Below are 25,095 nucleotides of genomic sequence, written 5' to 3' on the forward strand. Positions count from 1 at the left end.
GCGCGGTTGCCCAGTGCTCGACCCGCAGATGCGTGTCATACAGCGGGTGGTAGGCGTTGGCGATGTCCCCGGCAGCGTAGATTCGGGGGTCGCTGCTGCGTAGCGCCCGGTCGACGACGACGCCGTTGTCGACCGTCAGTCCTGCCTGTTCGGCGAGAGCCACGTTGGGATCGACGCCGACGCCGGCGACGACCGCGTCGGCCGGCAGTTCGGTGCCGTCGCCCAGCAGTACCGCGGACACCCGGCCGTCGCCGCGGAACGCCTGCACGACGGCACCGAGGCGGAAGGTGACGCCGTGGTCGCGGTGCAGGTCGGCGAAGACCCGGGCGATGCCCGGGCCGAGCACGCGCAGCAACGGCAGTTCGGAACGTTCCACGACGGTGACCGTGACGCCACGCCGGCGGGCGGCGGCGGCGACTTCCAGCCCGATCCAGCCGGCACCGACGACCACGAGGTGGCTGCCGTCGACGAGCGCGGCTGCGATCCGGTCGCTGTCGGGCAGGGTCCGCAATCCCAGCACCCCGTCGAGGTCGGCGCCGGGGACGGCCAAGCGGCGAGGTGTCGCACCGGTGGCCAGCAGCAGCGCGTCGTAGCCGACGCGTTCGCCGCCGGCCAGCTCGACCTGCCGGGTGTCGCGGTCGATCGCGACCGCCCGGACGCCGGTACGCAGGTCCACGTCGTGCGCCGCGTACTAGCCGGGCTCGTGCACGAACACCGACTCCCGCTCGGCCGTGCCCAGCAACAGGCCCTTGGACAATGGCGGCCGTTCATAAGGGCGTTCGGGTTCCTCCCCGAGCAGCACGATCTCGCCGCCGAAGCCGGTCTCGCGCAGCGTCTGCGCGGCCTTCGCCCCGGCCAAGCCGGCCCCGACGATGACGAACACCTGTGAGTCTTTCATCGATTCGTCTCCCTGCGTTGCGTCGTCGTGGCTAGGCGATCTGCGACCGTGTCGTGCGTGACTAGGGCAAAGATGCGTTCACGGGCCAGCGTCGGCGCCCGTTCCGGCGCTGGCGCTGGTTTGAAGCGGTCATATCGGTCTCCAGCGCATCGGCCGTGACCCGCGTCGGACGTTTCGCGTTGGTGAGCAGCACGACCGCGTCTTCCTGTGCGGTCAACGTGTGCCGGGCGCCGGGCACGATCAGCAACTGTCCGGGGAAGCCGTCCGTCGCGTCATCGCCGGCCGTGACCCGCACCCGGCCGCGCAGCACCTGCACGGTCGCCTCACCCGGGTTGTCGTGCTCGTCCAACCTCTGCCCCCGGGCCAACGCGATCATGGTCTGGTGGGGCAGGTGCGGACGTCCGCCACCGAAGGTCCGCATGCCGCGGCCGCTCGACGCGCTCAACGCATAGCTCAGCAATCCATCGGCGAGTGCCGTCAACGACCACTTCTCCATCACCAAACTCCTGTCCGGGTGAGCCGAACACACCGCCGGTCGATCCGGCGGCGGTCCGCACTTCGCTGGCCTTCTCGATAGCGCGCAGATCGGCGTAAGCGCGTTGCTCGCATGGCTACCAGGGCGCCGATGCCAGCGCTGTATGCCGATGTCCTGTGGCGTCGCCCTCCTGTGCGCGCTCGCCGTCGGTGTCGGCGGTCAGCCGGTCTGCCTGCATTGGCAGGGCACGCAGAACCGGGCGTGCGGCAGAATCTCCAGCCGCTGCAGCGGGATGTCGACGGCGCAGCGTTCGCAGGTGCCGTAGCTGCCCTCGGCCATGCGCTTCAGCGCGTGAGCGGTTTCCGACACCGTCTGGCGAGCCGACGCGATCAGCGCTGCGAGCGTGTCGTGGTCATAGCCGCCGAAGCCCCGCTGCCGGCTGCGCAGGGTAAGTTCGGCGAGTTGGTCAGTGCTCCGCTGAAACTGCTCCTCCAAGCAGTTGCGGAGTAGTTCGATCGGTTCCTGCACGGTGCTGGTCACCTCAAGGGTCCTTTCCGCGTTCGGGAAACAAGTGCGGATGCCGACAACCCCGTACGGAAGCCCGCCTGGGTGTGGCACCACGATGGTGTGAGCGATACCCATCGCAGGGCCTATCGGCCCTCGATGGTGGGTTGCCGGCTCAGCGATTCGACGAGGCGGAAGCCGTCGTAGCCGCCGTGTCAGACGTTCCGCAACCGGGCCTGACCGTGTCCGCGATCGCCGTTCGCGTGTCCTTATCGGATACGACCGGCGACGCGTCCCCGGGCAAATACCGGCGGCGGAGCGCCAGTCTCGGTGAGGCGCAGGCGCTCGGTACCAGGGTCAGCATGTGACTCGCCACCAATGCCTCCCGGCTCGCTTCCGGACAACCTGTCGCGTCCAGCCTGCTCCTTCCCGAGCGGCGATGGCACGGGGGCGCCCCGGTCAACACTGGGGCGCGTGGTTGCCGATCGTCGGCAAACACATAGTTCGTTGCACGGACCGGTAGTAGCGGCTCCCGGTTCGAGGTTGTTCACCACTCGCCGTGCCCCGGCACACGTACGGCTTCGGTCGATACCTGTCGGCTGCGATCGCCGAGACGAAGTCCGCTTGGTGCAACGCGATATCCGGATCGTCGATCATCACAGCGGGGCGACACGCCGGCTGCTGAGAGCGCCCACAATGATGACGGCCTGGCAGCTGCAGGTCCGCGTTGCCACAGTGCCCCGGGTCGCTTCGCCGCCCACGTGATGACCGGTGTGATCAGCTCGGCTGCAAGGTGGCCTCGACGCTGAGGCGCTGCGGTGGTGTGTGGGCCTTGCCGAGCACCAGCGTCAGCGCCATCGCGAAACACGACGAGTGAGCGGCGGCCGCCAACTCCTCCGGACTGGTCCTACCGCCGGGCGCCTCCGTCCGCGCCGCCCAGGTCACCTCCAGCCCGTCGAGTGCACTACTACCCGAGCGGATCGCTCCGCCACCGGCGGACAACGAGCCTTCCCAGACAGTTTCTGCGGTTCGTTGAGCAATACTCATATCCGGCTCCCTCGGGATCGGCGCCTGCGCAGATGCCGCGGCCGGTCGGTCTGATCGCCGGAACCTGCTGACGCTCGGCAGTGCGGCCGATCAGGAATCCGCGATGCGCTTCGTCGGGCACCAGGCGAACCCGATCGGCTCGGTGGTGCGACCGGCCGCTGCCCAAGTCACCGGGACACCGCGCAGTTCGACCGCTACCGGGATCGGGCAACCGATCCGCCGATGCGGCGTTGCCGGGATCCGGCAATCCGGGAAGGTCGTAGATGCTGGCCGGACACCTGTCCGGCGACCAGCGCACCGCGCAAGCATTGAGGACGACACCTCGCACCATGGCCGTAGCGGGCGGCCACGAACGATCCACGCGACCCACATCGAGGAGGACCCATGAAAACGCAGGTACGGCTCCGCCGGGTCTACGAGGGTCCCTCCCCCGAGGACGGCGTTCGGGTGCTGGTCGACCGGGTATGGCCGCGCGGTCTGACCAAAGCTGCGGTCCACCTCGACGAATGGGTGAAGGACATCGCGCCGTCCACACAGTTGCGCCGCTGGTACGGTCACCAACCCGAGCGGTACACCGAATTCCGTCGTCGCTATCTGATCGAGCTGCGCGACGCTCAACCCGCAGCCACCATCGACCGGCTCCGGAAACTGGCCCGCACCGGGCCCGTCACGCTGCTGACTGCGACCAAGGACGTCGAACACAGCCAGGCTGCCGTCCTCATCGAGGTACTGCGCGACGACCGGACAGTCCAGGAGCCGGCACCGGATGGCGCCGGCGCGGCGCCACTCGCCCGCCTCGTGAACGCCGGGCGTCCGCAGCACAGGGACTCCCGGGAGGCCCGAGCATGAGGCACCAGACGACTGCCGTCGACCGGCCACCCGCCGTCGCGTACATGGACGCCGCGACGGTGGCCTGCAACGCCCCGTCGATCCTCAACACCCAACCGTGGCGCTGGCGGGTACGCCCGGATGGACTGGACCTGGTCGCCGATCGCAGCCGCCAGCTGGTGGCCGGAGATCCTCAAGGCCGGCAGATGGTGCTCAGCTGCGGCGCCGCGCTGCACCACGCCCGGATCGAACTCGCCGCCGACGGCTGGGCGACGCAGGTGACCAGGTTGCCGGCGGCAAATGATCCTGACCTGCTGGCAACGCTCATGGTGAATGGCCGCGCTCCGGTAACGATGGAGGCGCTGCGCCTCGCGTACGCGACGCGCATCCGGCACACCGACCGGCGGCCCGTCAGCGAGCGGCCCATACCCGACGTAGCGTTGCAAGCCATCGCGGCCGCGGCCCGCGCGGAAGGCAACCTGCACGTCCTCACCTCCGAGAACGTGGCCGACCTGGGTTCCGCGGCATGCCGGGCCGCCGCCGTCGAAGCCGGCGACGCGCAGATCGCCGCGGAGCTGACGTACTGGACCGGCCGAGCCAGGCTGTCGGGCACCGGACTCCCCGCGGGCGTGCTGCCCGACCATCCCACGCAGACCACCGTGCCCAGCCGCGACTTCGGCCGGCCCGGGACACTGCCGGTCGGCGCCGGCCACGACTGGGCCGCGGTCTACGCACTGCTGTTCGGCGACGGGGACGACCCACGGGACTGGCTACGCGCCGGCGAGGCACTGTCCGCGGCCTGGTTGACCGCCACCACCATCGGCATGTCGGTGGTGCCGCTCAGCGGTGTCGTCGAGGTCGCCGGCACCTGGCACACCTTGCGGCGCCTGCTCGCCAACCTCGGCCATCCCTACCTCGCGCTGCGGCTGGGAATCGCCGACCCGGAACAGCACGGACGACCGCCGCGAACACCACGGCTTCCCCTCGCGCAAGTCGTCGACACCTCGGCGATGCCGGCACCGCACCCTCTGACGGCACGCGGGCCGAAATGAACGGGCGATGGCGCACCGCGGCTGCGCGGCGACCCGAGCCCTGACCGGGTCCGCACCACGGTCGTCGACAGCAGCGGTTCGACAACCGAGACGCCCAAGCACGCCTCGCACCGTGGCGCTACGACGCCGTTTCAGGTGATCGCGTACCGAGGTCATCAGGCAGCCCCGCTTCGCACTTCGCACAAGGCCGGGTGGGCGCAGGAAAAACCCCCGGCCGGGGTGGCGGCCACCGCTGATCGTCGGCGCTGTGCTGAGTCTGATCGTCGCCGTGGTCGGTGCGGTGTACGCCTGGCGGAACTGGTCAGGTGGTTCGGCGCTCAGCGAACCGCGCCATGCGGCGCTACGGCATAATCGTCGGCGCGCACTTCTGGCCGATGGCGCCGGTGCTGAAGAGCCCGTCCCTCGTTGGGCTGGGGCCGCGCCGGATCCTCGCGGTCGTCGAGATACATGGGGATAACCGTGCGGAGGAATATGCGCGACCCGTTCCTATTGCGGTAACGCAGAGTCGGATACGGCGGTCATCAGGTTCCGCTTCCGTTGGGCGAACCCCTCAGTTTCCGCTCGAACGGTCGTGGGCAGCTCGCTTGCGTTTGCGTTGCTCCCGAGTGTAGTCCTTACGATGTTCCAGATCGTGCTCCCATCGCTCGCGCGTAGCTGGCGCGGTGCCGTCGACTGGCTTGTCGACTTGGGCGGGCCCGAGCAAATACCTGAAGGACCAGTCGTCGAATGTCCGGTGCAGCCAGCGTGAGAACCGACCCGGCTTCCGCCCGTTCTTGTTTCTCAGCATGGCTATCAGCCTCCTTGACGCGGAGCTTTGCCTCCGATGCCCTTTAGCGTGCAACGCTTGTACCTCCAACTATCACCCCTTACACGATCTGCGGGAAAGGGCCGACGACGGCGATGAACGAAGTCGGGCCTTGCCGGGCTTCGGCAAGTCATAGAGCGCCGTTCGCACGCAGCTTGTCCAGCAGTAGGTGAAAATAGACGACGCCTTCGTAGGGATGCCACGGCGAGCTCAACTGCCGAATACGGTCGTAGTCCGGTTTGCCGGCAAGGTGAAACAATCGTTGCAGGTTGTTCTGCGCCCCGACGTCGTCGCCCGGAAAGGTGTCCAGTCTCCCCAGCCCTCGCAGCAGTACGTATTCCGCAGACCAGCGACCGATGCCATGAATGCGGGACAGCTCGACGACAGCCTGGTCGTTGTCCAACCCCTCCAGCCGCACCAGATCCACACTCCGGTCGACGACATGAGCGGCGAGTTGCAGTACCGCTCGCGTCTTCTGGCGGCTGAACCCGAGCTCCCGGATCGAATCCTCGGGGACGCCGGCCAGATCGGGCGCTGCAGCGAACGCGTGCAGCTCGACACCTTGATCAACAAAGGATGGTCCGAATCGTTGCGACAACCGGGCCGTTATCCCACTGGTCGACAGTGTTTCGGTGTCGTCGCCGCAACGCCCAGACCGTGAGGTCCAGCCGAAAGGGATGAAGCGTAGGCAAAACCATTGTGGCACGAGCCATATCGAATCTCGAATACTGTCGTGGCGGGCAGAGGCGTACCGTTTCTGGTGATCGCCGATAAGCGCTGCGGCGTGCCGGAACCGCTCGCCGTAGCGGGTCGCGATGGTGTGGCCGTTGCCTGTGACCGGCAATTCCGGGCTGCCAACGTGTCCGCCGCCGCCCCTGTCGGCACGGCGCAGACGTGCCCATCGTTGAGGAAAGCGCGGCGCGGCGAAAAAACAGCAGGGGGACGCGCGCTGGCCGCCCCATGACCGCGGGCGGCGTCGGCGGAACTGGGCGTGGGTGAGCTCACGCCGGCTGCCGTACTGGATCTCGCCGACGGGCCGGTTCCCGCAAACGACGCCGCCGTCGCCGTCCGCGCCGGTCGAGCATCGCCGCGGATGACCCACGAACGCCGCTCGCGCAAGCGTGTGGCGACACCACGCCGGCGCGACCAACGGAGACCGGACCTGATCGCCTCCGAAACACCTTCAGAAAGGGAAATCATGCGTTCCTATCGGCAACGACCGGCCTCGCCGCGGGCAGCGACGGCGAACCAGCCGCCGACAGTCGGGCTTCCTGCCGCGGGAGGCGATACCGGCCGGTCGCGCAGGCTCGCTGCCGACTACGGCGACGTGAGACTCGTGACCTACTACCTGCCGCGCGGACGATCGCTCAGCACCGACGCGACGACGGAGGTCTTTCGATGAGCAGGCCCGTGATTGTCGGCTTCGACGGTTCGGCTACGGCACGATCCGCAGTTCTTTACGGCGCGCGGGAGGCGCTGCGGCGCGGCTGCGGCCTGCGCATCGTGCACGCTTTCGGTTGGCCGGTGATCCTTCCGCCCTTCTACGCCCCGTACGATCAGCACGGCAAAGGTCCCCGATTGGCGATGCTGGACCTGCTGGCGCAGTCCGCACAGGAGGTCCGCGCCGATCACCCTTCCCTGCCGGTGACCACCGACCTGATCGACGGTTCGCCCGGCGGGGTACTGGTCGACGTTTCACGCGATGCTCAGCTGCTTGTGGTCGGGCATCGCGGCCTGGGCGGGTTCGCGGGACTCCTGGTGGGCTCGGTGGCCGCCCAGACCTCAGCGCACGCTCGTTGCCCGGTCGTGGTCGTACGCGGCGACACCCCACCCGATGGCGCGCCGGTCGTGCTCGGCACCGATGGTTCACCCGGGGCGAACAGGGCAGCAGAGATCGCCTTCGCGCAAGCGCAACTGCGCGACGTCGAGCTGATCCTCGCGCATCATCAGCCGGCTCGCCGCAGCACTGCGGGCGCGATCGCGGCGGGCGACCCCGGGTTCTGGGCCACGGTCGGCGATCCTGCGGCAGGCGCGCTCGGCGTCGGGGCGCGATATCCGGATGTCAAATATCGCACCGAGCTCGTTTCGGGCGATTCCGTCGCCTCCGCGTTGATCACCTTCGCTCGCCGCAACTCTGCCGGGCTACTGATCGTCGGCTCGCGGGGACTCGGAGGATTCCGTGGGCTGGTGATGGGCTCGACGTCGCGGAACGTGATCGAGCACGCCCCGTGCCCGGTGATGGTGGTCCCCGCGGCCCCCGACATGGTTTGACGTCTTGCCGCGCTGCCGATGTGTCGATCCAGCCCGGTCGGCTGTCCACCGGCTCTCGGACGATTCCGCAGAGGTCAGTCCTCGGATCACACCAGCCGCCCTGGCGACACCACAGCGCATTTTCCTGATTGTTGGCGCCGGTGTGGCCGCGCCGCTGCACGGTCGGCTCGCACCGGGTCATTCCGGCACCGATCCCTTTGGTTGCCGGGCGCCGGAAGGCCAACGCCGGCTGTTCTGCCCGCGACGGCCGCTGTCGTTCCGCAGTCACCCACGCACGCTTGACCTACCGCGTTCCCGCACGTGAGGAGGCAATGATGACGACGCAAGCGGCCCCTTCCAGCCCCACCGTCGATGCCACGTTCGCCCGCCCGGTCCACCCGACCACGCCGATCCGGGCCACGCCGATCCGGGCCAGACGGTCGGACCTGGCGCCACCGATGCTCGCTGATATGCAACGCGATGCGGTGGCCCTCACCTGGGACCTGACGGTCCATCAGCTGCATCAGGCGTTCGCAGACTCCTTGGCCACCCCGTCGACCGAACTGCTGGATGCCGCCGGGTCGCAAGAGTTGGCCCGGACTCGGCTCGCCGCGGCGAGGCATGCCATCGACGACATCCAAGCCGCGCTGGGTCGCATGGCCCGCGGCACCTACGGCAGGTGCCAGCAATGCGGCCAGAGGATCACCGCTGATCGTCTGCAGGCTTCACCCACCGCCCGCTGGTGTGCCGCCTGCCAGGGGCAACCGGCCGAAGTCTCTCGTACGCCGCCGCGCGGCGTGACCGTCCTTTCGAGCCCGCAGAAATGAGGTCGGCATGTTCGTATCCACCGCGGTGGCATCCGGTCAGCACCCCTCCATCCGACCGGCGGCCGAGCCGCCCGTCGATACCCAGGCGACCGCCGAGACCTCGCCCACTGCGATAGCCGTCATCCTCGGCAGCAGCCAAACCCATCTGTGGGTGGCCGGCCGCGGCGGCGTGAGTTGCCCGAGTAGCGAGACCGCCGGAACCCATGCGGCGGTGCGCCGGGGACGTGTCGCCGACGGATCCGGCTGCGTCGGCGTGCTGACGCAGCTGACCCGCCAGCACCGCGATCCGATCCCGGCCGACCCGGTCGTGGTCGTCTGCCGGCCCGTGCTCGCGACCATGGCGGAGCAGTACGCGCTGCGCCGGGTCGCGACAGCGGTGTTCGCCCCGTCGCGGGTGCTTTTCATCGACACCGTACGCGCGGCGGCCATCGGGGCCGGGGCCGCGACGGGTGGACTGCTCATCGCTGACATCGGTGCCGAACTCAGCGAGGTGGCGGTCCTGCAGGACGGTCGGGTGGCGGCGGCGCGGCGCACGGACCTCGGCACCCGTGACCTCAAGCGCGGTACCCCCACCGAAGTGCTTGCCCAGGCCACCACCCGGATGGTCGGCGAGCTGCGCCGCGACCCTGCCGCGCCGGCCTTGGTCCCCGCCGCGTTGACCCGCGGCCTCATGGTGGTGGGCGACGGCGCCATGACGCCCAGCCTGATGTCGCAGATCGCGACGGACCTGCGCGTCCTGGTGCGGTCGGCGGCCGCGCCATGGACCGCCGCGCTCAACGGTGCCGGCCTCGCCGCGATGGCGGCAGCCCGCCACCCTGCGATCCGATGACCTGCCGGCGCGGCGACGCCCGCGCCTACCAGCCGGCGGTGAACGAGAACAGGCCCGCGATCACCGCGGCGAACCGTCCCCGGGAACTGCTGCGCGGCATGCTCGAGGAGCAACGTCGAACCCTCACCATCTGGCTCACCTAGCTCATGAACTGCGGTCAGCCGCCCCGGGTCACGGGCCATGACAGAGCCACCGTCGACGCATCGGTTGCCCTGGCCCGGCAAGGTGTCGCGGACACACAGGCCCTGCGCCGCGTGGAGCAGGGCACGTACGGGCGTCTGTGGAGCATGGGGAATGAACATTCCCGTCGCGCGGCTACGGAACCGGCCGTACGCCCGGTTCTGTGTCCCCTTGTCAACGCCGCGCCGCCACGTCACTGTGCAGCCGGGCGCAGCCGTACGCAGCAGCGGCCCGGGCCAGGGTCGAGCTCAGTGAGACAGGAGGAGTCACCGGCACCGTCAGCGACGCCGCGCAACAACTGCAGGTTCACCCCGCAGACCAATGCCGTGTACTGCCGGGCGAGCCGGTGGAACGGGCAGTTGCCCAGCACGACAGCGCCACTGTCATGATCCTGCTGCCGTGGCTCGTACCCGGCTTCCTCCAGCGCCGCGAGCAGGCTGCCGGTGGCCTTGCCAGTGGCCTTGCCGACGTCATAAGCGACCCGGTGCAGCACCTCCTGCACTTGGCCGCCGGTATCGATCGACTCGGCCACGGCCGCGGCGAGCAACCCACCGACCAGGTCGTAGTGCCGTTCGGGCACCGACACCGCGACCTCATCCTCGACCCGCCGATACAGCTTCGCCGGACGACCGGCCCCGGGACCGCTCCGCCCCGGCGGCCGGCGGTACTCGACGGCGAGCAGCCCCTGGTCGGCAAGGTGGTCGAGATGGTAGGCGGCGACCCGCCGGCTCAGGCCGAGGGCGTCCGCCGCCGCGTCGCGGCTCACCGCCGTTGTGGAGCGGGCGACGAAGTCGAACACGGTGCGCCGGACCGGATCGTCGAGGGCGGCCAGAGCGGCGACGCGGTCGGGTAACGAGCGAATGGCCATGACCAAGTGTAAAACACGAAAACCTTGACTTTAGAAGAGACAGGGGCCTAGCTTTCTAACGTACGGGAAACCTGTTTTTAGAAGATCGGAGCACATGTGATGAGCGTCAACGCACCGGGTTCGGCAACGATCTCCCGGCTGACCCGCCGAGTCGGGGATCCGGCTCAGCAGGCGCTGCTGCTGCTACGCACCGTCTTCACGGTGGCGCCGATCGCGTTCGGCCTGGACAAGTTCTTCAATCTGTTGACCGACTGGCCGGGCTACCTGGCACCGTTCGTCGATCGGCTCGTCCCGGGCACGGCGCAGCAGGCGATGTACGTCGTCGGCGTGATCGAGATCGCGGCCGGGCTCCTCGTGGCGGTCCGGCCGAGGTACGGCGCCCTCGTGGTGTCCGCCTGGCTGGCCGGGATCATCATCAACCTGCTGATCCTGGGCGACTACTACGACGTCGCACTGCGCGACTTCGGCCTGCTCGTCGCTGCTCTCGCGCTGTGGCGGCTGGCCGGACGGACGGCAGACCCGGCCGAGCCCCGCCGGTAGCGCACCGCGGGTTCGACCGGCACCCTTCACGACCCTTCCAGCTGAAAGGCAGGCCGATGACCGCCCTGCAGCGTCTCTACGCCGAGTACGGCCAGAGCCCTTGGCTCGACAACCTCACCCGCGGCTATCTGCGCGACGGCACCCTGAAGCAGATGGTCGCCAACGGTATCCGCGGGGTGACCGCCAACCCGACCATCTTCGCCAAGGCCGTCCTCGGCTCGACCGACTACGACGGACAGTTCGCGGCGCTGACCGCGGCCGGGGTGCCGCTCGAGGATGCGTACTGGCAGCTGGTCGTCGACGACACCACCGCGGCGCTGGCCGTGCTGCGCCCGGTCTTCGACGGCAGCGGCGGCACCGATGGATTCGTCTCCGTCGAGGTCGCCGCCGAGTTGGCCCGCGACACCCAGGCCACGCTGGTGGCCGCCCGCGCGCTGCACGAGCGGATCGCCGCGCCCAACCTGTTCGTGAAGATCCCGGCGACCGCCGAGGGCATCCCCGCGATTCAGGCGATGACCGCCGAAGGTCACAGCATCAACATCACGCTGATCTTCTCCCTCGCCCGCTACGAGCAGGTCATCGAGGCGTACCTGTCCGGTCTCGAAGCCTTCGCCGAGCGCGGCGGCGATCCTTCGCGCGTGCACAGCGTCGCCTCGTTCTTCGTCAGCAGGGTCGACACTGAGGTCGACCGCCGCCTGGAGACGACCGGCACCGAGGACGCGCTGACGCTGCGCGGACAAGCGGCGATCGCCCAGGCCAAGCTCGCCTACCGGCTGTTCCGGGAACGTTTCGCGGACGAGCGGTGGCAGCGCCTGGCCGCGCACGGGGCACACCCGCAACGGCCGCTGTGGGCCTCCACCTCCACCAAGAATCCGGCCTACCCCGACACCCGCTACGTCGACGAGCTCATCGGGCCCGACACGGTCAACACCCTGCCCGAGGCCACCATCGCCGCGTTCAACGACCACGGCACGCCGGCCCGCACCATCGACACCGCAGTGGACGAAGCCGCCGAAGTGATGCGCCGGCTCGCCCGGGCCGGCGTCGACCTGGACGACGTCGGGCAGACCTTGGAAGACGGGGGCGTCGCCGCCTTCCACACCTCACATCAGCAGGTACTCGCCGCGCTTGCGGCCAAGGCCGACCAGCTCAGCCGCCGCTGAGATGGACTGGGCCGGATGGGCGTTGTTCGGGCTGCTCGCCACGGGCGCCTGACCGCGGTGATGATCGCTGCCCAGCGGCCGGCCTGACCTGCCTCGACCTTCCCTCGTGCTGGGCCCGCATTCCGCACATGGCTGATTCTCGGCACCGCCACATGTAACCAACGGCTCGGCTGGTCCGTGTACGGCGAGGAAGAGGACTACCTGAGGTTAAGGCACCGGCCTATGCACATCGCGCTGATCGACTGCTGACCCGGCCGCCGACCGCGGAGCATCGCTCTACGTGCGTTCGTATCGCCAGGAACGGGCTACGCCGATGAATGACACACACGACATGACGGCTGACCTGGCGGTCCCGCCGGATGGCGAAACCTTCGACGGCCGCCGGTTAGTTCCTTGGTTTACGAAGCCTCGCGATAGAGGCTGTCGGCCGCTGTGATGCCGCACGACCCGTGCACGTTCCCTTCGATGAGGCTGCGGTCATGGGGCCGGGTGCCGGGCGACGAGCGGAGTGTCCACCCCCACCCGGCCGAGCTTGGCTGCCCCACCCGGGGAGTCCAAGGCTGTCACCGCGCCGGGCAGCGGCTCGGCGAAGAACCGGGCGTTGTCGTCGGTGAACACCGACCACTGGGCGGGAAGGTCATCCTCGTAGTAGATCGCCTCGACCGGGCAGACCGGCTCGCAGGCGCCGCAGTCCACGCACTCGTCGGGCTGGATGTACAGCGCCCGGTCTCCTTCGTAGATGCAGTCGACCGGGCATTCCTCGACGCAGGCCCGGTCGACGACGTCGATGCATGGCTCAGCGATCACGTACGTCATGTCGGCCCCTCCTTCCACGGCGGGTGTTTGTTCACCGGATTTTAGACTATCAGCATCATTTCTATTAGGCTGGGGGCATGAACGAGGATCGAGCAGGGGAGCGCAGCCAAACGCATGGGGCACTGGCCGTCGCGAGCCGACTACGGCTACTGGATGCGCTGCGCGCCAGCGAGCGGCCGTTGGACGTGCGTGAGCTCGCCGCCGCGTGCGGGTTGCACATCACGACGGTCCGGTTCCACCTGGATGTGCTCACCGACGCCGGCCTGGTGATCAGCCAGGCCGGCCGGTCCGGCACACGAGGGCGGCCGCGCCGGCTCTACCTGCCGGCCGGCCACGGCGCCGGCGGGTCGTCCGGCTACGAGTTGCTCTCCGAGATCCTCGCCGCACATTGGGCCGGGGATGGCGACGAACGGGCGCGGCGGGCCGAACGGGCCGGCTGGGATTGGGCTGGGCCACCGGAATCCCGGCCGGCGGCAACCGCGGCGACGCTGGCCGAAGCGGCGGTGCACGTGAACGCGGTGTTCGCCGAGTTGGGCTTCGACCCTGATCTCGTTCGCGACGGCGACAGCCTCGAGATCCGGCTGCATTCCTGCCCGTTTCGCGCCGTCGCCGCCGCGCACTCGGATGTGGTCTGCTCGGTGCATCTGGGTCTGCTTCGGCGGACTCTGGCCGACATCGATGCCCCACCCGCGGCGGTCAGCCTGAAGCCGTTCGTCGAGCCGCATCTGTGCCTTGCCCAGATCGCCCCCGCGACGGCGCCGATCCCAGCACGGCGGATCCTGCCGCCACCGGGCGTCGAGGCACAGCCGTGACCGCCCCGCTCGCGATCGTGCCACTCGGTGTCCCGTTCCTCTGGCTGGGCATGGTCCTTGCGATCTCCTTCGTGGAGACACCGTTGAAGTTCCGCGCCAGGCATCACCGTGCCGCTCGGGCTGGGCATCGGCCGACTGGTCTTCCGCGTGCTCAACGCCGCGGAGCTCGCTCTCGCCGCCACCCTGACGCTGGCCGCGATCGCACCTTCATCTCGCCTACATCGCCGCCGAATGCGCCAAAGTCCTGCTCCTGCCCGCCTTCGGGATCCTGCTCGCGCTGCGGCTGATGCCATGAGCTCGCTACCCGATGCCAGTCCATCGGTCAACGAACCGTCTGCGGCTCCCCTGGGTCGCCGACCGCGGGGCGTTATCCGATCAAGCCATCGCCACAATGTCACCTCAACGCGGTGAGAAAGGCGTTACGCCATGACCGCAGAAATCCACCGGCAGCCGTTGATCAGCGACGGGCTGCCCAGCCAGCTGTACGACCTGGACCCCGCCGAGACTCAGGAATGGCGGGAGTCGCTCGACGCGGTCGTGGAACACGCCGGAACGAATCGCGCGCGATACCTGATGCTCGACTTGCTGCAACGGGCCCGTGAACAGCACGTCGGCGTGCCCGGTCTGCACAGCACCGACTACCTCAACACCATCCCGCCCGCTCTGGAGCCGCCGTTCCCCGGCGACGAAGACATCGAACGGCGCATCCGCGCCCACATCAGGTGGAACGCCGCGATCATGGTGCACCGCGCGCAGCGCCCCGGGATCGAGGTCGGCGGACACATCTCGACCTACGCCTCGGCCGCGTCGCTGTACGAGGTCGGGTTCAACCACTTCTTCCACGGCCGCGCGGCCGGCGGCGGCGACCAGATCTTCTTCCAGGGCCACGCCTCCCCGGGCATCTACGCGCGGGCCTTCCTGGAGGGCCGGTTGACCGAGCAGCAGCTCGACGGTTTCCGGCAGGAACTGTCGCATCCTGGCGGGCTGCCGTCCTACCCGCACCCGCGACTGATGCCGACCTTCTGGCAGTTCCCGACCGTCTCGATGGGCCTCGGCGCAATCAATGCGATCTACCAGGCTCGGTTCAACCGCTACCTGCACCACCGCGGTCTCAAGGACACCAGCGGCCAGCACGTCTGGGCGTTCCTCGGCGACGGTGAGATGGACGAGGTCGAAGCGCTCGGCGCGCTCGGGGTAGCCGCCCGCGAGGAACTGGACAACCTCACCTTCGTCGTCAACTGCAACCTGCAGCGCCTCGACGGGCCGGTCCGCGGCAACGGCAAGATCATCCAGGAGCTGGAGTCGTTCTTCCGCGGCGCCGGGTGGAACGTCATCAAGGTGATCTGGGGCCGGCAGTGGGACCCGCTGCTGGCCGCCGACACCGACGGCGCGCTGGTCAACCTGATGAACGTCACCCCGGACGGCGACTACCAGACCTACAAGGCCGAATCCGGGGCGTTCGTGCGGGAACACTTCTTCGGCCGTGATCCGCGCACCGCAGCCCTGGTCGCGCACCTGTCCGACGAGCAGATCTGGGGGCTCACCCGGGGCGGCCACGACTATCGCAAGCTGTACGCGGCGTACCAGGCCGCCGTTACGCACACCGGCCAGCCGACCGTGATCCTCGCCAAGACGATCAAAGGGTGGACGCTCGGGTCGCATTTCGAGGGCCGTAACGCCACCCACCAGATGAAGAAACTCACCCTCGACGACCTCAAGGGCTTCCGGGACCGGCTGCACCTCGACATTCCCGACGCGGCGCTCGACGAGACCCTGCCGCCCTACCACCGGCTGCCCGACCGGTCCCCGGAGCTGGAATACCTGCACGAGCGACGCAGCGCCCTGGGTGGCTACCTACCGGCTCGGAGCGTGCAAAGCCGGCCGCTTGCGCTACCGCCCACCGAGGCGTACGCGGTCGCCGCCCGCGGTTCAGGTCGGCAACAGGTCGCCACCACAATGGCGTTCGTACGGCTGCTCAAAGACCTGATGAAAGACCCGCACATCGGTCACCGGTTCGTGCCGATCATCCCGGACGAAGCCCGCACCTTCGGCCTGGACGCCCTGTTCCGGTCCAAGAAGATCTACTCACCGCACGGGCAGCACTACCTGTCCGTCGACCGGGAACTCATGCTCAGCTACCAGGAAGACACCACGGGTGTCCTGCTGCACGAGGGCATCACCGAAGCCGGCGCCGTGGCGTCCTGGACTGCGGCCGGTACCTCCTACGCCACCCACGGCAAACCGATGATCCCGGTCTACATCTTCTACTCCATGTTCGGGTTCCAGCGCACCGGCGACGGCCTGTGGGCGGCCGCCGATCAGATGACCCGGGGCTTCCTGCTCGGCGCCACCGCCGGCCGGACCACCCTCAACGGCGAAGGCCTGCAACACCAAGACGGCCACTCGATGATGCTGGCCTCCACCAATCCCGCCTGCGTCGCCTACGACGCCGCGTTCGCCTTCGAGCTCAGCCACATCACCGGCGACGGCCTGCGCCGCATGTACGGCGAGCCCCGCGACGGTGAGGATCCCAACGTCTTCTACTACCTCACCCTCTACAACGAACCAATCACCCAGCCCGCCCAGCCGGCCGACGTGGACGTCGACGGCATCCTTGCCGGCATGCACCGCTACCGCCCCGCCGACGACCTCGACGGGCCGCGAGCACAGATCCTGGCCTCCGGCATCGCCATGCAGTGGGCGTTGCAGGCACAACAGCTGCTGCGCGACGACTGGGGCGTAGCCGCCGACGTCTGGTCGGTGACCTCCTGGACCGAACTGCGCCGCGAGGCCCTCGCCGCCGATGCCTGGAACCTCACCCATCCCGGTCAGCCACGCAGAACCCCGTACGTCACCCGCCGCCTGGCGTCCACGCCGGGCCCGGTCACCGCCGTGTCCGACTGGATGCGGGCCGTCCCCGACCAGATCGCACCCTTCGTGCCCGGCCAGTGGTCCTCATTGGGCACCGACGGGTTCGGGCACTCCGACACCCGCCGAGCGCTGCGCCGCCACTTCCGTGTCGACGCACCCTCCATCGTGCTGCGGGTGCTCTCTCAACTGGCCGACGCCGCAGAGATCGACGAGTCCGCGCCACACAAGGCGATCGCGTTGTACCGGCTGAACGAGATCGACGCGGCCGCCCCGGACGGCGCCGAAGGCTCCGCCGAGTAGAGAGGGACCGGACGAGTCCGATGATGGCGTACGCCCGACGCCGGCACGCAGGGTCGCGGCGACAGAGCCGAATCGTCCGCTGCGGTGCCGCCACGGTCGGCGAGGAAGGCATGCACCTGTGGCGGGCGGCGCGGCATGGTGAGCCACACCGCCAGTGGGAGCCCGTCGAGTTGGACCTGGTCGAGCCCGGCCTGGGTGCCATGGAATAGCCGGATCTCGTCCTGGCTGAGCGTCAGGACGTAGAAATGTCCGCCGGCGCTCAAGAGAGCTGCAGCAGCGGCCGAACCGCGAACCTGTCGCCGATGGTGACCAAGTTCGGGCAACCGCAACGGAACCCGCACGTGGTCGGGACTATCCGGTCCAAGGGACAATGCCAGACCGTCGCTGGGCTGGTCCCACAGCCTCACCAGGTTGGGGAGGCGATGTCCCGGCTCGAGCATCGCGTCAATCCGGGCATTGCCAGGTTGGGCCTGCGAGCTCCGTCGGTACCTGCGGCGGCGGTGACGTGACTACCAGTTGCCCGGCGGGTCGCTGGCCGGAAATGATTGCCGGCCCCACTCGTCAACAATGTCGCCGACGAACCCACCGAGGTCGTCGTCGACCTTCGGCGGCCACGGCACATCGGGTGCTCGGCCGCGCGAGTCCACGATCGCGGAATGGCGTTCACCCTCCGGCCGCGATGACATCGACGCCGGGGACCGTCCCGCGGGCGGCGTGATCATTGCAATGCCGCCGCTCGGGCCACGGTCCGCTCGTCGTGGGTGCCGGTCCGGTCTGCGGGGACCAGGGCGCCCGACCAAGCGGGAGTGCGTCCGATCCACCAGCCGAGCAGTGGGTCCCGTTCGGCCGCTTTACGGGCGGGCGCGGCTGCAGCAGTGTCGTCGACGGCAAAGGTGAGCTGGTCGACGACACCGACGACGCCGGGAACCGCCTCGGTCAGCTGGGCGGCGGCGACTGCGGTCATCTTGCGGGCAGTGCGCCCCGTGAGGCTGACGACACCGTCGTCGACGGTGGCCTGGACATCTCCCGGCGGGATCATCAGCGTGCGGTGCAGGACCCGGTGGATCACGTCGTCACGGATGACGGAGTCGAGCCGGGCGTGGACCTTCAACAGGTCCGATCGGGTGACGATGCCACGCAGCCGGTTGTCGCCGTCGACGACGAGCAGCCGGCCGACCTCGCTGCGATACATCATCCGGGCGGCAGCCGACAGCGACGCGTCGGCGCCGATGGTCAGCGCCGGTCCGCTCATCACCTCAACCGCTGTGCCCTCCGGCCATTGCGCCAGCGACGGCGCCCACCGGCGCCGCCAACCGACATGCGGCTCGCCGTCCGGCAGACGAATGTCGATCTTGTCCCGAAGGTCGGTCCAGGAGACCACGCCCAGCACCACATCGAACCTGTCGACGATCGGCACGGCGGTGATCTGCCGGTCGGTGAGCACTGCGACGATTTCCGCGACCGACGCGTCGTCGGGTGCGGTGATCACGTCCGTGGTCATCACATCACGTACTTGCCACTGCGTCATGGTGCCCCTTTCTTGTGGCCACCGATCTTGCGGATCCGCACGGCGGCGAACCCGGTTCGGTGGTGACGATCGTTCGTGGGACGGGAATGGTGTCGTCGGTGTGGCGGGTTGACGAGCTGCTGTCTGCGTGAGCTCCGTCGTGCGTGGTGGTCACCGGTACCCACATGCACGGCCGCACCTTCACGTCCGCTCGCGAACATGACATTTCACGATCGCCGGCGTGGACGGCCGACGAACTTGCCTGGCCTGTCCGCGCCTATGTGAGCGTGCGCCCGCGCCGGCTAGCGGGCGCAGCGACCCCGGGTTCCAGCTCTATCGTCGCCTCGCTGACCTGAGTGCGGCAGAGCTACGGTGCACAGACACAGCGGGTTTAAACTGCCGACTGTCGGCAACAATGGCCGATGTAGATCCTGGCACCGCCAGGTCGTACGCGCGCCCCGGCCGAACGGAAGCCGCGCCGGTGAGACTGTGGTTGTCTCGGCCAGGCACGGCTGGGAGGTGCCCTGGCATTGGCGGTTCGGGAAGGCGAGGCGGGGATGACCGACAGCATGCGCCAGCGAGGTGGGCGCCGGCCTGCCACGCCCGGCCCGGAGGATGTGTGGCTGGTAGAGGTCGCCGAAGGAGCCAGCCGCGACGCCGGCGGCGTTCCGGTGGAGTTGCTCGGCGACTACCTGCCGCTGCTGGCCGACGCGGCGATCAAGGGACGCCGAGCCAAGCGTGGTGAGCTGGACGCGGTCGGTCTGCTTGGCCGGCGCGCCGCCGAGCAGGGGATCTCCGCGGGACGAGTCGTGCAGCTGTACCTGTCCGCTGCGCGCCGGCTGTGGCAGGACCTGCCGATGGTGGTGCGGTCCCGCGACCGGGAAGCGGTCCGCGCTGCCGCCGGCGCCGTCCTGCAGGTCGTCGACGACGCGGTCGCGACGCTTGCCGAGGGCTACGCGGTGGCCCGCCGCGACCTGGTCCGCCGGGAGGAGACCCTGCGCCGTGAGCTGATCGACGACCTGCTCCGCGGCGACTCCGACCTCGGCACCCTCGTGGAACGCGCCGAACCGTTCGGGCTCGACCTCGCCCGCGTCCACCAGGTGGCGTTGGCCGCACCGAGCCGGCGGCTACCGGACGCCGACGCGGCGATCAGCGCCCTGGAAGCGGTCGTGTTCGACCGGCTCGGCGACCGCGACGTCCTCGTCGCGACCAAGGACGGCCTGCTCGTCGTGCTGGCGCCGGCCGACGCCGGAGCAGCCGGCCGGCTGCCCTCCACGCTGGACGCGAGAAACGAACTTGGCCAGCTCATGTACCGCGAGCTGAGCCGGCTGCCCCGTGGAAAGCCATGGCGGGTTGCCGTCGGCCGGGCTCACCCCGGCCTGTACGGCATCGCTCGCTCCTACGAGGAGGCTCGCGAGGCGCTCACCATGGCCGGCCGGCTCAAAGCGGACACCCCCGTCATCAACGCCCACGACATACTCATCTACCGAGTCCTACTGCGCGACCAACCCGCCATCGTCGACCTGGTCCAGGCCGTCCTCAGCCCACTCACCCAGGCCCGCGGCGGCGCCGGCCCGCTGCTCGACACCTTGCACGCCTACTTCGCCACCGGTGCGGTGGCCACCGAGTCGGCCAAGCGGCTGCACATGTCGGTCCGTACCGTCACCTACCGCCTGGCCCGGGTCAAGACGTTGACCGGCTACGACCCGGCCGACCCCGCCCACCGCTTCACCCTGCAGGCGGCGGTGCTCGGCGCCAAGGTCCTCAACTGGCCGCAGGAACCCCTGCCCAATCCTGTCTGACCTCAGGGTGTCGACGGACACGGGCACCCGGCCGGCCGGCACCACACGTTCTGACCAGCCGTGCCCTCGGGCGCGGAGTTGCCGGCGAGCCGGCCTCCCGCGCGATATGCCCTCACCTTGAGCTGGTGCTGCCAACGCCCTCTGTCTGGTTGCCGACTGTCGGCAACCAGAGGGCGCGAACACTTGCCGCCGCGAACCCTGGCCGGCTTCTGCCTTTCACGACACGCTGGAGTCAAAGCATTCGTCGCCTATCCCACGCCTTTGCGGGTGGTTCGAGATGACGGAAAGAGGAGGTGCGCGACCGTGCAGGAGTGGAAGGTCAGCGACGTGATGACCACCCCAGTGATTACGACCCTGGAGCACACACCCGTCGGGGAACTTGTCGGCATCATGTCCACCCACCGGGTCAGCGCTGTTCCGATCGTCGGCGACGACGACCGAGTGGTGGGTGTCGTGTCGGAGGCCGACCTGCTGCCCAAGGCCGCGGCCGCCGGAGTGACCGGCGCCCGGGGAGCCCGCTGGCGTACTGCGGTCAAAGCTGCCGCCGCCTCGGCCCGTGACCTGATGAGTACGCCCGCGTTGAGTATCGGCGTGGATGCGTCGCTGTCCGCAGCCGCGAAGAAGATGCAGGCCAAGAACGTCAATCGGCTTCTCGTCACCGACAGCTCCGGTCAACTGCGCGGCATCGTGTCCCGCGCCGATCTGCTACGCCCCTACACACGGCCTGACTCGGATATCCGGCAAGACGTGATCGACCACGTCTTACGGCGCGTCCTGTGGATCGACACCAGCCAAGTCCAAGTCCACGTCGACGCCGGAACAGTCACCCTCACCGGCGCCGTCGGCCGGCGAACAACCGCCGCCATCGCCGCACGACTGGCCGCACGCGTGCCGGGGGTCACCGCCGTCGTCAACCACATCCGTGACACCTTCGACGACACCGCCCTGGCCCGATCGCGGGCCCACCGCACGCACCCGTTCAGCGCCGAACCGTTCAACCCCTGACAACGGCCAGACGACGGCCTCCAGCTGACGCCGTCGTTCGTCCAGGACACGCCCGACTCGGTGGTGGCCGAGTCCCGCCGGAGGGGGCTCGAGGGCGTCATCGCCAAGCGGCTGGACTCCCCCTACTCCCCCGGTCGTCGGTCACTGGATTGGATCAAGGCCCCGTTCATCCGTACGCAAGAAGTGGTGATCCTGGGTTTCAAGGAGGGTGAGGGCCGCCGGGCCGGAACGATCGGCGCGCTGCTGGTGGGGCTGTACCGATCGGGGAGGCTGTCGTTCGCCGGCGGTGTCGGCACCGGCTTCACCGACGCCGCCCTGCACGCGCTGCAGGCTCAGCTGACGCCGCTGATAACGGCGGAGCCGGCGGCCGGCGACGTCCCCCGTCACGACGCCCGCGGCGCCATCTGGGTCGAGCCGTCGGTGGTCGGCGAGGTGGAGTACCGGAGCTTCACCGACGACGGCCGGCTCCGGCACTCCTCCTGGCGTGGCCTGCGCCCCGATCGCCGCCCGGAGGAGGCCACGGGTTAGGCCCGGGTCAGCGCGGCGACCTCGCGCACGGCGTCGGCGATGGCGTGGTAGTCCTTCTTCAGGATCGCGCCGTGGTTGCTGGGGACCTTCGCGCTGAGCTTGATGTTCGGGTTGCGCGCGAGCACCGCGTCGAGGCTCGCGCGGATCTTCTCCTGCTCGTCGCCGCGGCTGCCGAGAGAGGTGCCCGAGGCGAGCACGTACCGGGTCGGGACGACGATGCGGTCGAGCACCGGACCCAGCGCGCTCTCGCGGGAGATCTTGCCGAGCTCGATGTTGCACTCGGCCTGCTGGGCGGCGCTCATCCGCGGGGTCAGGCCGGTCGGGCGCAGCAGCGGGGTGAACCAGCCCATCCGCCGGAACAGCTTGCGGATCCGCTGCTCCATGGCGTCGTCCAGCCAGTCGTACGGCTCGGCGCCGTCGACCAGGACCGCGCCGATCGTGCGGTCCGGGTTCCGGCTGGCCCAGTGCGCGCCGAGGAAGGCCCCGTAGGACCAGCCCACCAGCAGCGCCCGGTCGACGCCCCGCGCCGCGAGAACGGCGTCGACGTCGCGGAGGGCGGCCTCGAAGGAGTAGTCGGCCGAGCGGCCGGACTTGCGGCCCCGGGCCCGCTCGTCGTAGGTGATGTGCCGGAAGCCCGTCCCCAGGTCGGCGACGACCCGCCGCCAGTACCCCTGGGTGGCGAACTGGCCGTTGAGGTAGACGACCGGGATGCCGGAGCCGCCGGTGTCGGTGGTGGCCAGGGCGGTGTCGTCGACCGGCACCATGCCGGTCCAGGTCGCATCGGTGCTCATCGTGCTCTCCTCGCGCGTTCGCTGTTTCTGATATCGGAAACGCTACGTTGCGTTCGAGGATCCTGCAACACCGTCGTTGCGCACTTATCGCGTTTATGCAGCTCAACGTCGTCAGATTGTTGCAACCGTCGTGAATTCAACGCAACGATCGTTGCGTTGGCGGAGAAATGAACGCTACGGCCTACTCGCCCCGGAACACCGGGGAGCGGCGCTGGAGACTCGCCTCGATGCCCTCGGCGCTGTCCCGGGTCGCCCACAGCGCGCGCTGTTCGGCCAGCTCGTGGTCGAGCGCCCGCCGCACCCGTGCCGCCAGGTCACCCCGCAGCGTGGCCCGGATCGACCGCACCGCCAGCGGCGCCGACGCCGCGATCTGGCCGGCCAGCTCGCGCGCGGTCTCCCGGACCCGGCCCGGCTCCGCGAGCCGGTCGGCGAGCCCGAGGCGCACGGCCTCCTCGCCACCGACCCGCCGCGCGGTGAGCAGCATGTCGGCCGCGGCCTGCCGCCCCACCAGCTCGGGCAGCGTGACGCTGAGCCCGAACCCCTGGTGAAACCCGAGCCGCGCGAAGTTGGCCATGAACCGGGTCGACGCCTCCGCCACCCGGAAGTCGGCGGCGCACGCCAGCCCGAGGCCGCCGCCCACGGCGCTCCCCTGCACCGCCGCGATCACCGGGGTCCGCACCTCGAACAGCTTCAATGCGTGCCGATACAGCCCCTGCGCGGCGGCCGCCCGGTCCTTGACGAACTCACCCTCGCCGAGATCGGCCCCGGCGCAGAAATGCTTGCCCGCCGACGCCAGGATCATCACCCGGCAGGCGGGATCGTCGTCCAGCGCCGAGGCGGCCTCGACGATCCGTGCCAGCAGTGCCTCATCGACGTGGTTGGCCGGCGGGCGGCGCATCTCGAGCAGCGCCACCCCGTCCGCGACGGTGACCGCCAGATCGGTGCCGGTTTCCGAACCCACCGCAGACCTCCGCGAGCGACGACGACCCGGTCCACGAAACCGTATCGGGATGAACAGCCAATGGTGTGACCAATGTCCGAAGCGGAGGATCAGACCGTCAAGGAGGCGCCATGAAACGTCCGGTCTTGATCGCTTTTGCCGTGTCCACCACCGTGGGGCTGATGGTTGCCGCCGCCGGGTCCACGCCGGCCGCCGCCACCGACTCCTCGCGGGCGACGCTGCAGTTCCGGGTGCAGTTCAGCCCGTTCTTCTTCCTCGACCTCGGCACACCCGGCCCTAGCATGGGAGACCAGATCATCTCCCACGACCTGCTCTTCGACGCCGCCGGCCGTCAGGTCGGGCACGACGGCGTCGCCTGCACCATCACCGATCCCGACGGCGGGCCGGAGGCGCAGTGCACGGCGACGTTCGCGCTGCCCGGCGGCCAGCTGACCACCCAGTTCCTGAACGCGCCGCCACCGGTGAAGCACTTCGCGGTGACCGGCGGCACCGGGGCTTACCGCAAGGCCCGCGGCGATGCCGTCCTCGTGGAGAACGGCGACGGAACCGGGAGCCTGACCTTCAGCCTCATCTCGTGACGGCACGGGGCGCGGCGGATCAGGACGCGGGTGAGTGCATGCGGGATCTGAGGACGTCGACCTCGCAGCCCGGCGCGAACGGGTCGAAGCCGTGTTCGGCGAGCCAGCGGACGTTGAGGAGACTGCGCAAGGACCACCAGGCGCGGATGGCGGCGAGGTCGGCGGCGGGCCCGTAGCCGGCGAGGAGGTCGGCGAGGCGTTCCTCGTGGCCCAGCGTCAGCGTGGCGAGGTCGAACATCGGGTCGCCGTGGCCGGCCTCGGACCAGTCGAGCACGCCCGTGACCCGATCACCGTCGGTGAAGACGTGGCTGAGCTGCAGGTCGCCGTGGGCGAACACCGGGGTGAACGGCCGGAAAGCGGCCTCGGCGACCGCGCGGTTTCGGGCGACCAGGTCGGCCGGGAGCAGACCCTTCGCGACGAGCAGCTCGCACTCGGATTCCAACTCGGCCCGGACCAGCGAGTCGGCGCGGCGGCCGGGCCGCTTGGGCAGTGGCGCGTCGTGCAGGGTGCGGACGGCGGCACCGGCGGCGGCCCAGGCCGCGGGCGAGGCGGGCGACGGCTCGCCGAGGCGGCCGAGGGCCCGGCCGGGGAGGGCGCCGAACGCGATCACCGACGGTTGGCGCCACAGGATCGGGGCCGTCGGGACGGGCGCCGCGGCCATCGCCTCGGCCTCGGCGTCCAGGCGCGCCGGGTCGCCGTCGACCTTGAGGAAGACGTCGCCGACGCGCAGCGTCACCCGCTCGGAGTGAGCGACCACCACCTTGACCTCGTCCACGCGGGCCAGTATCGCGGAAAGCCCGCGCGGCGGCCCCCGCTTTATCGCCCCGGTCGGCCACCGGCGGGACGGTACGCGAACGC

The 25,095-nt window shown here is 69.5% G+C and carries 24 protein-coding genes and 1 pseudogene; 14 read left to right on the plus strand and 11 right to left on the minus strand.

Going from position 1 to position 25,095, the window contains the following annotated elements; all coding sequences use genetic code 11:
• Position 1: 1 nt before the first annotated feature.
• The 4 genes and pseudogenes from A3CQ_RS51200 to A3CQ_RS58670 form a co-directional block, all read right to left on the minus strand.
• Positions 2–898, minus strand: a pseudogene (locus tag A3CQ_RS51200) (NAD(P)/FAD-dependent oxidoreductase); the annotation flags it as partial.
• 61 nt (positions 899–959) lie between these two features.
• Positions 960–1,394, minus strand: a complete 435-nt coding sequence (locus tag A3CQ_RS0102850) for a cupin domain-containing protein (RefSeq protein WP_040431577.1) — start codon at positions 1,392–1,394, stop codon at positions 960–962.
• Between the two features lie 198 nt (positions 1,395–1,592).
• Positions 1,593–1,913 carry a TraR/DksA family transcriptional regulator gene (locus A3CQ_RS0102855; protein ID WP_245576977.1) on the minus strand — a complete coding sequence of 107 codons (321 nt, stop codon included), beginning with the start codon at positions 1,911–1,913 and terminating at the stop codon, positions 1,593–1,595.
• A gap of 741 nt (positions 1,914–2,654) precedes the next feature.
• Positions 2,655–2,924: an OsmC family peroxiredoxin gene (locus A3CQ_RS58670; protein WP_084698873.1), complete on the minus strand. Its 270-nt coding sequence runs from the start codon at positions 2,922–2,924 to the stop codon at positions 2,655–2,657.
• Positions 2,925–3,308: 384 nt separating this feature from the next.
• Here A3CQ_RS58670 and A3CQ_RS51205 point away from each other — a divergent pair, with 384 nt between their 5' ends.
• Together A3CQ_RS51205 and A3CQ_RS0102875 are read left to right on the plus strand one after the other, a co-directional pair.
• Entirely contained in the window at positions 3,309–3,773 is a 465-nt protein-coding gene (locus A3CQ_RS51205) for a DUF488 domain-containing protein (protein ID WP_020509402.1), read from the plus strand.
• The gene (locus A3CQ_RS0102875; RefSeq protein WP_370657601.1) at positions 3,770–4,804 is read left to right on the plus strand and encodes an Acg family FMN-binding oxidoreductase; all 1,035 of its coding nucleotides are present in this window, start codon (positions 3,770–3,772) and stop codon (positions 4,802–4,804) included. Before A3CQ_RS51205 ends, A3CQ_RS0102875 begins: the two co-directional genes overlap by 4 nt.
• Positions 4,805–5,739: 935 nt before the next feature.
• Here A3CQ_RS0102875 and A3CQ_RS60015 read toward each other — a convergent pair.
• A complete protein-coding gene (locus A3CQ_RS60015) occupies positions 5,740–6,711 on the minus strand; it encodes a DNA-3-methyladenine glycosylase family protein (RefSeq protein WP_157295213.1) in 972 nt (323 codons plus the stop codon).
• Between the two features lie 296 nt (positions 6,712–7,007).
• Between A3CQ_RS60015 and A3CQ_RS0102885 the strand changes: the two genes are divergently transcribed.
• The 4 genes from A3CQ_RS0102885 to A3CQ_RS60450 all read left to right on the plus strand — a co-directional run bounded on the left by A3CQ_RS0102885 (position 7,008) and on the right by A3CQ_RS60450 (position 9,658).
• A complete protein-coding gene (locus A3CQ_RS0102885) occupies positions 7,008–7,880 on the plus strand; it encodes a universal stress protein (protein WP_026205228.1) in 873 nt (290 codons plus the stop codon).
• Between the two features lie 314 nt (positions 7,881–8,194).
• A complete protein-coding gene (locus A3CQ_RS51210) occupies positions 8,195–8,686 on the plus strand; it encodes a TraR/DksA family transcriptional regulator (protein WP_157295215.1) in 492 nt (163 codons plus the stop codon).
• A gap of 7 nt (positions 8,687–8,693) precedes the next feature.
• Positions 8,694–9,515 carry a rod shape-determining protein gene (locus tag A3CQ_RS51215; protein WP_020509407.1) on the plus strand — a complete coding sequence of 274 codons (822 nt, stop codon included), beginning with the start codon at positions 8,694–8,696 and terminating at the stop codon, positions 9,513–9,515.
• Positions 9,512–9,658: a hypothetical protein gene (locus A3CQ_RS60450; RefSeq protein ID WP_020509408.1), complete on the plus strand. Its 147-nt coding sequence runs from the start codon at positions 9,512–9,514 to the stop codon at positions 9,656–9,658. Before A3CQ_RS51215 ends, A3CQ_RS60450 begins: the two co-directional genes overlap by 4 nt.
• Before the next feature lie 230 nt (positions 9,659–9,888).
• Here A3CQ_RS60450 and A3CQ_RS0102905 read toward each other — a convergent pair whose 3' ends face one another.
• Positions 9,889–10,563 (minus strand): helix-turn-helix transcriptional regulator, encoded by a 675-nt coding sequence (locus A3CQ_RS0102905; RefSeq protein WP_020509409.1) that lies wholly within the window; start codon positions 10,561–10,563, stop codon positions 9,889–9,891.
• A 99-nt stretch (positions 10,564–10,662) separates the two neighbouring features.
• On the opposite strand from A3CQ_RS0102905, the gene A3CQ_RS0102910 reads away from it, so the two are divergent.
• On the plus strand, positions 10,663–11,103 hold the full coding sequence (locus tag A3CQ_RS0102910; protein ID WP_020509410.1) for a DoxX family membrane protein: 441 nt from the start codon (positions 10,663–10,665) through the stop codon (positions 11,101–11,103).
• Positions 11,104–11,159: 56 nt separating this feature from the next.
• On the plus strand, positions 11,160–12,266 hold the full coding sequence (gene tal / locus A3CQ_RS0102915; RefSeq protein WP_020509411.1) for a transaldolase: 1,107 nt from the start codon (positions 11,160–11,162) through the stop codon (positions 12,264–12,266).
• A 477-nt stretch (positions 12,267–12,743) separates the two neighbouring features.
• Here the strand turns inward: tal and fdxA are convergent, their stop codons facing one another.
• Complete coding sequence (gene fdxA / locus A3CQ_RS0102920) at positions 12,744–13,082, minus strand: ferredoxin (RefSeq protein ID WP_020509412.1); 339 nt, start codon at positions 13,080–13,082, stop codon at positions 12,744–12,746.
• Positions 13,083–13,159: 77 nt separating this feature from the next.
• Between fdxA and A3CQ_RS51220 the strand changes: the two genes are divergently transcribed.
• Positions 13,160–13,894, plus strand: a complete 735-nt coding sequence (locus tag A3CQ_RS51220) for a helix-turn-helix transcriptional regulator (RefSeq protein WP_084698875.1) — start codon at positions 13,160–13,162, stop codon at positions 13,892–13,894.
• A gap of 426 nt (positions 13,895–14,320) precedes the next feature.
• Positions 14,321–17,065 (plus strand): pyruvate dehydrogenase (acetyl-transferring), homodimeric type, encoded by a 2,745-nt coding sequence (aceE, locus tag A3CQ_RS0102930; protein ID WP_020509414.1) that lies wholly within the window; start codon positions 14,321–14,323, stop codon positions 17,063–17,065.
• A gap of 718 nt (positions 17,066–17,783) precedes the next feature.
• Here the strand turns inward: aceE and A3CQ_RS51225 are convergent.
• The gene (locus tag A3CQ_RS51225) at positions 17,784–18,593 is read right to left on the minus strand and encodes a CBS domain-containing protein (protein ID WP_084698876.1); all 810 of its coding nucleotides are present in this window, start codon (positions 18,591–18,593) and stop codon (positions 17,784–17,786) included.
• Between the two features lie 536 nt (positions 18,594–19,129).
• Between A3CQ_RS51225 and A3CQ_RS0102950 the strand changes: the two genes are divergently transcribed.
• The 3 genes from A3CQ_RS0102950 (at position 19,130) to A3CQ_RS51230 (ending at position 21,907) form a co-directional block, all read left to right on the plus strand.
• Complete coding sequence (locus A3CQ_RS0102950; protein WP_026205229.1) at positions 19,130–20,374, plus strand: PucR family transcriptional regulator; 1,245 nt, start codon at positions 19,130–19,132, stop codon at positions 20,372–20,374.
• A 303-nt stretch (positions 20,375–20,677) separates the two neighbouring features.
• Positions 20,678–21,379, plus strand: coding sequence for a CBS domain-containing protein (locus tag A3CQ_RS0102955; RefSeq protein ID WP_020509419.1), 702 nt, complete (start codon positions 20,678–20,680; stop codon positions 21,377–21,379).
• A 60-nt stretch (positions 21,380–21,439) separates the two neighbouring features.
• Positions 21,440–21,907, plus strand: coding sequence for an ATP dependent DNA ligase (locus tag A3CQ_RS51230; protein WP_245576978.1), 468 nt, complete (start codon positions 21,440–21,442; stop codon positions 21,905–21,907).
• Here A3CQ_RS51230 and A3CQ_RS0102965 read toward each other — a convergent pair.
• Positions 21,904–22,698 carry an alpha/beta fold hydrolase gene (locus A3CQ_RS0102965; protein WP_020509421.1) on the minus strand — a complete coding sequence of 265 codons (795 nt, stop codon included), beginning with the start codon at positions 22,696–22,698 and terminating at the stop codon, positions 21,904–21,906. The genes A3CQ_RS51230 and A3CQ_RS0102965 overlap by 4 nt on opposite strands.
• Before the next feature lie 181 nt (positions 22,699–22,879).
• Positions 22,880–23,659, minus strand: coding sequence for an enoyl-CoA hydratase/isomerase family protein (locus A3CQ_RS0102970; protein ID WP_020509422.1), 780 nt, complete (start codon positions 23,657–23,659; stop codon positions 22,880–22,882).
• 110 nt (positions 23,660–23,769) lie between these two features.
• Here A3CQ_RS0102970 and A3CQ_RS56985 point away from each other — a divergent pair, with 110 nt between their 5' ends.
• Positions 23,770–24,237, plus strand: a complete 468-nt coding sequence (locus tag A3CQ_RS56985; RefSeq protein ID WP_020509423.1) for an allene oxide cyclase barrel-like domain-containing protein — start codon at positions 23,770–23,772, stop codon at positions 24,235–24,237.
• Positions 24,238–24,256: 19 nt separating this feature from the next.
• On the opposite strand, the gene A3CQ_RS0102980 is transcribed toward A3CQ_RS56985, so the two are convergent.
• Positions 24,257–25,012 carry a phosphotransferase gene (locus A3CQ_RS0102980; RefSeq protein WP_020509424.1) on the minus strand — a complete coding sequence of 252 codons (756 nt, stop codon included), beginning with the start codon at positions 25,010–25,012 and terminating at the stop codon, positions 24,257–24,259.
• Positions 25,013–25,095 lie beyond the last annotated feature (83 nt).

Source organism: Paractinoplanes globisporus DSM 43857, from assembly GCF_000379645.1.
In the GTDB taxonomy this organism is placed as follows: domain Bacteria; phylum Actinomycetota; class Actinomycetes; order Mycobacteriales; family Micromonosporaceae; genus Actinoplanes; species Actinoplanes globisporus.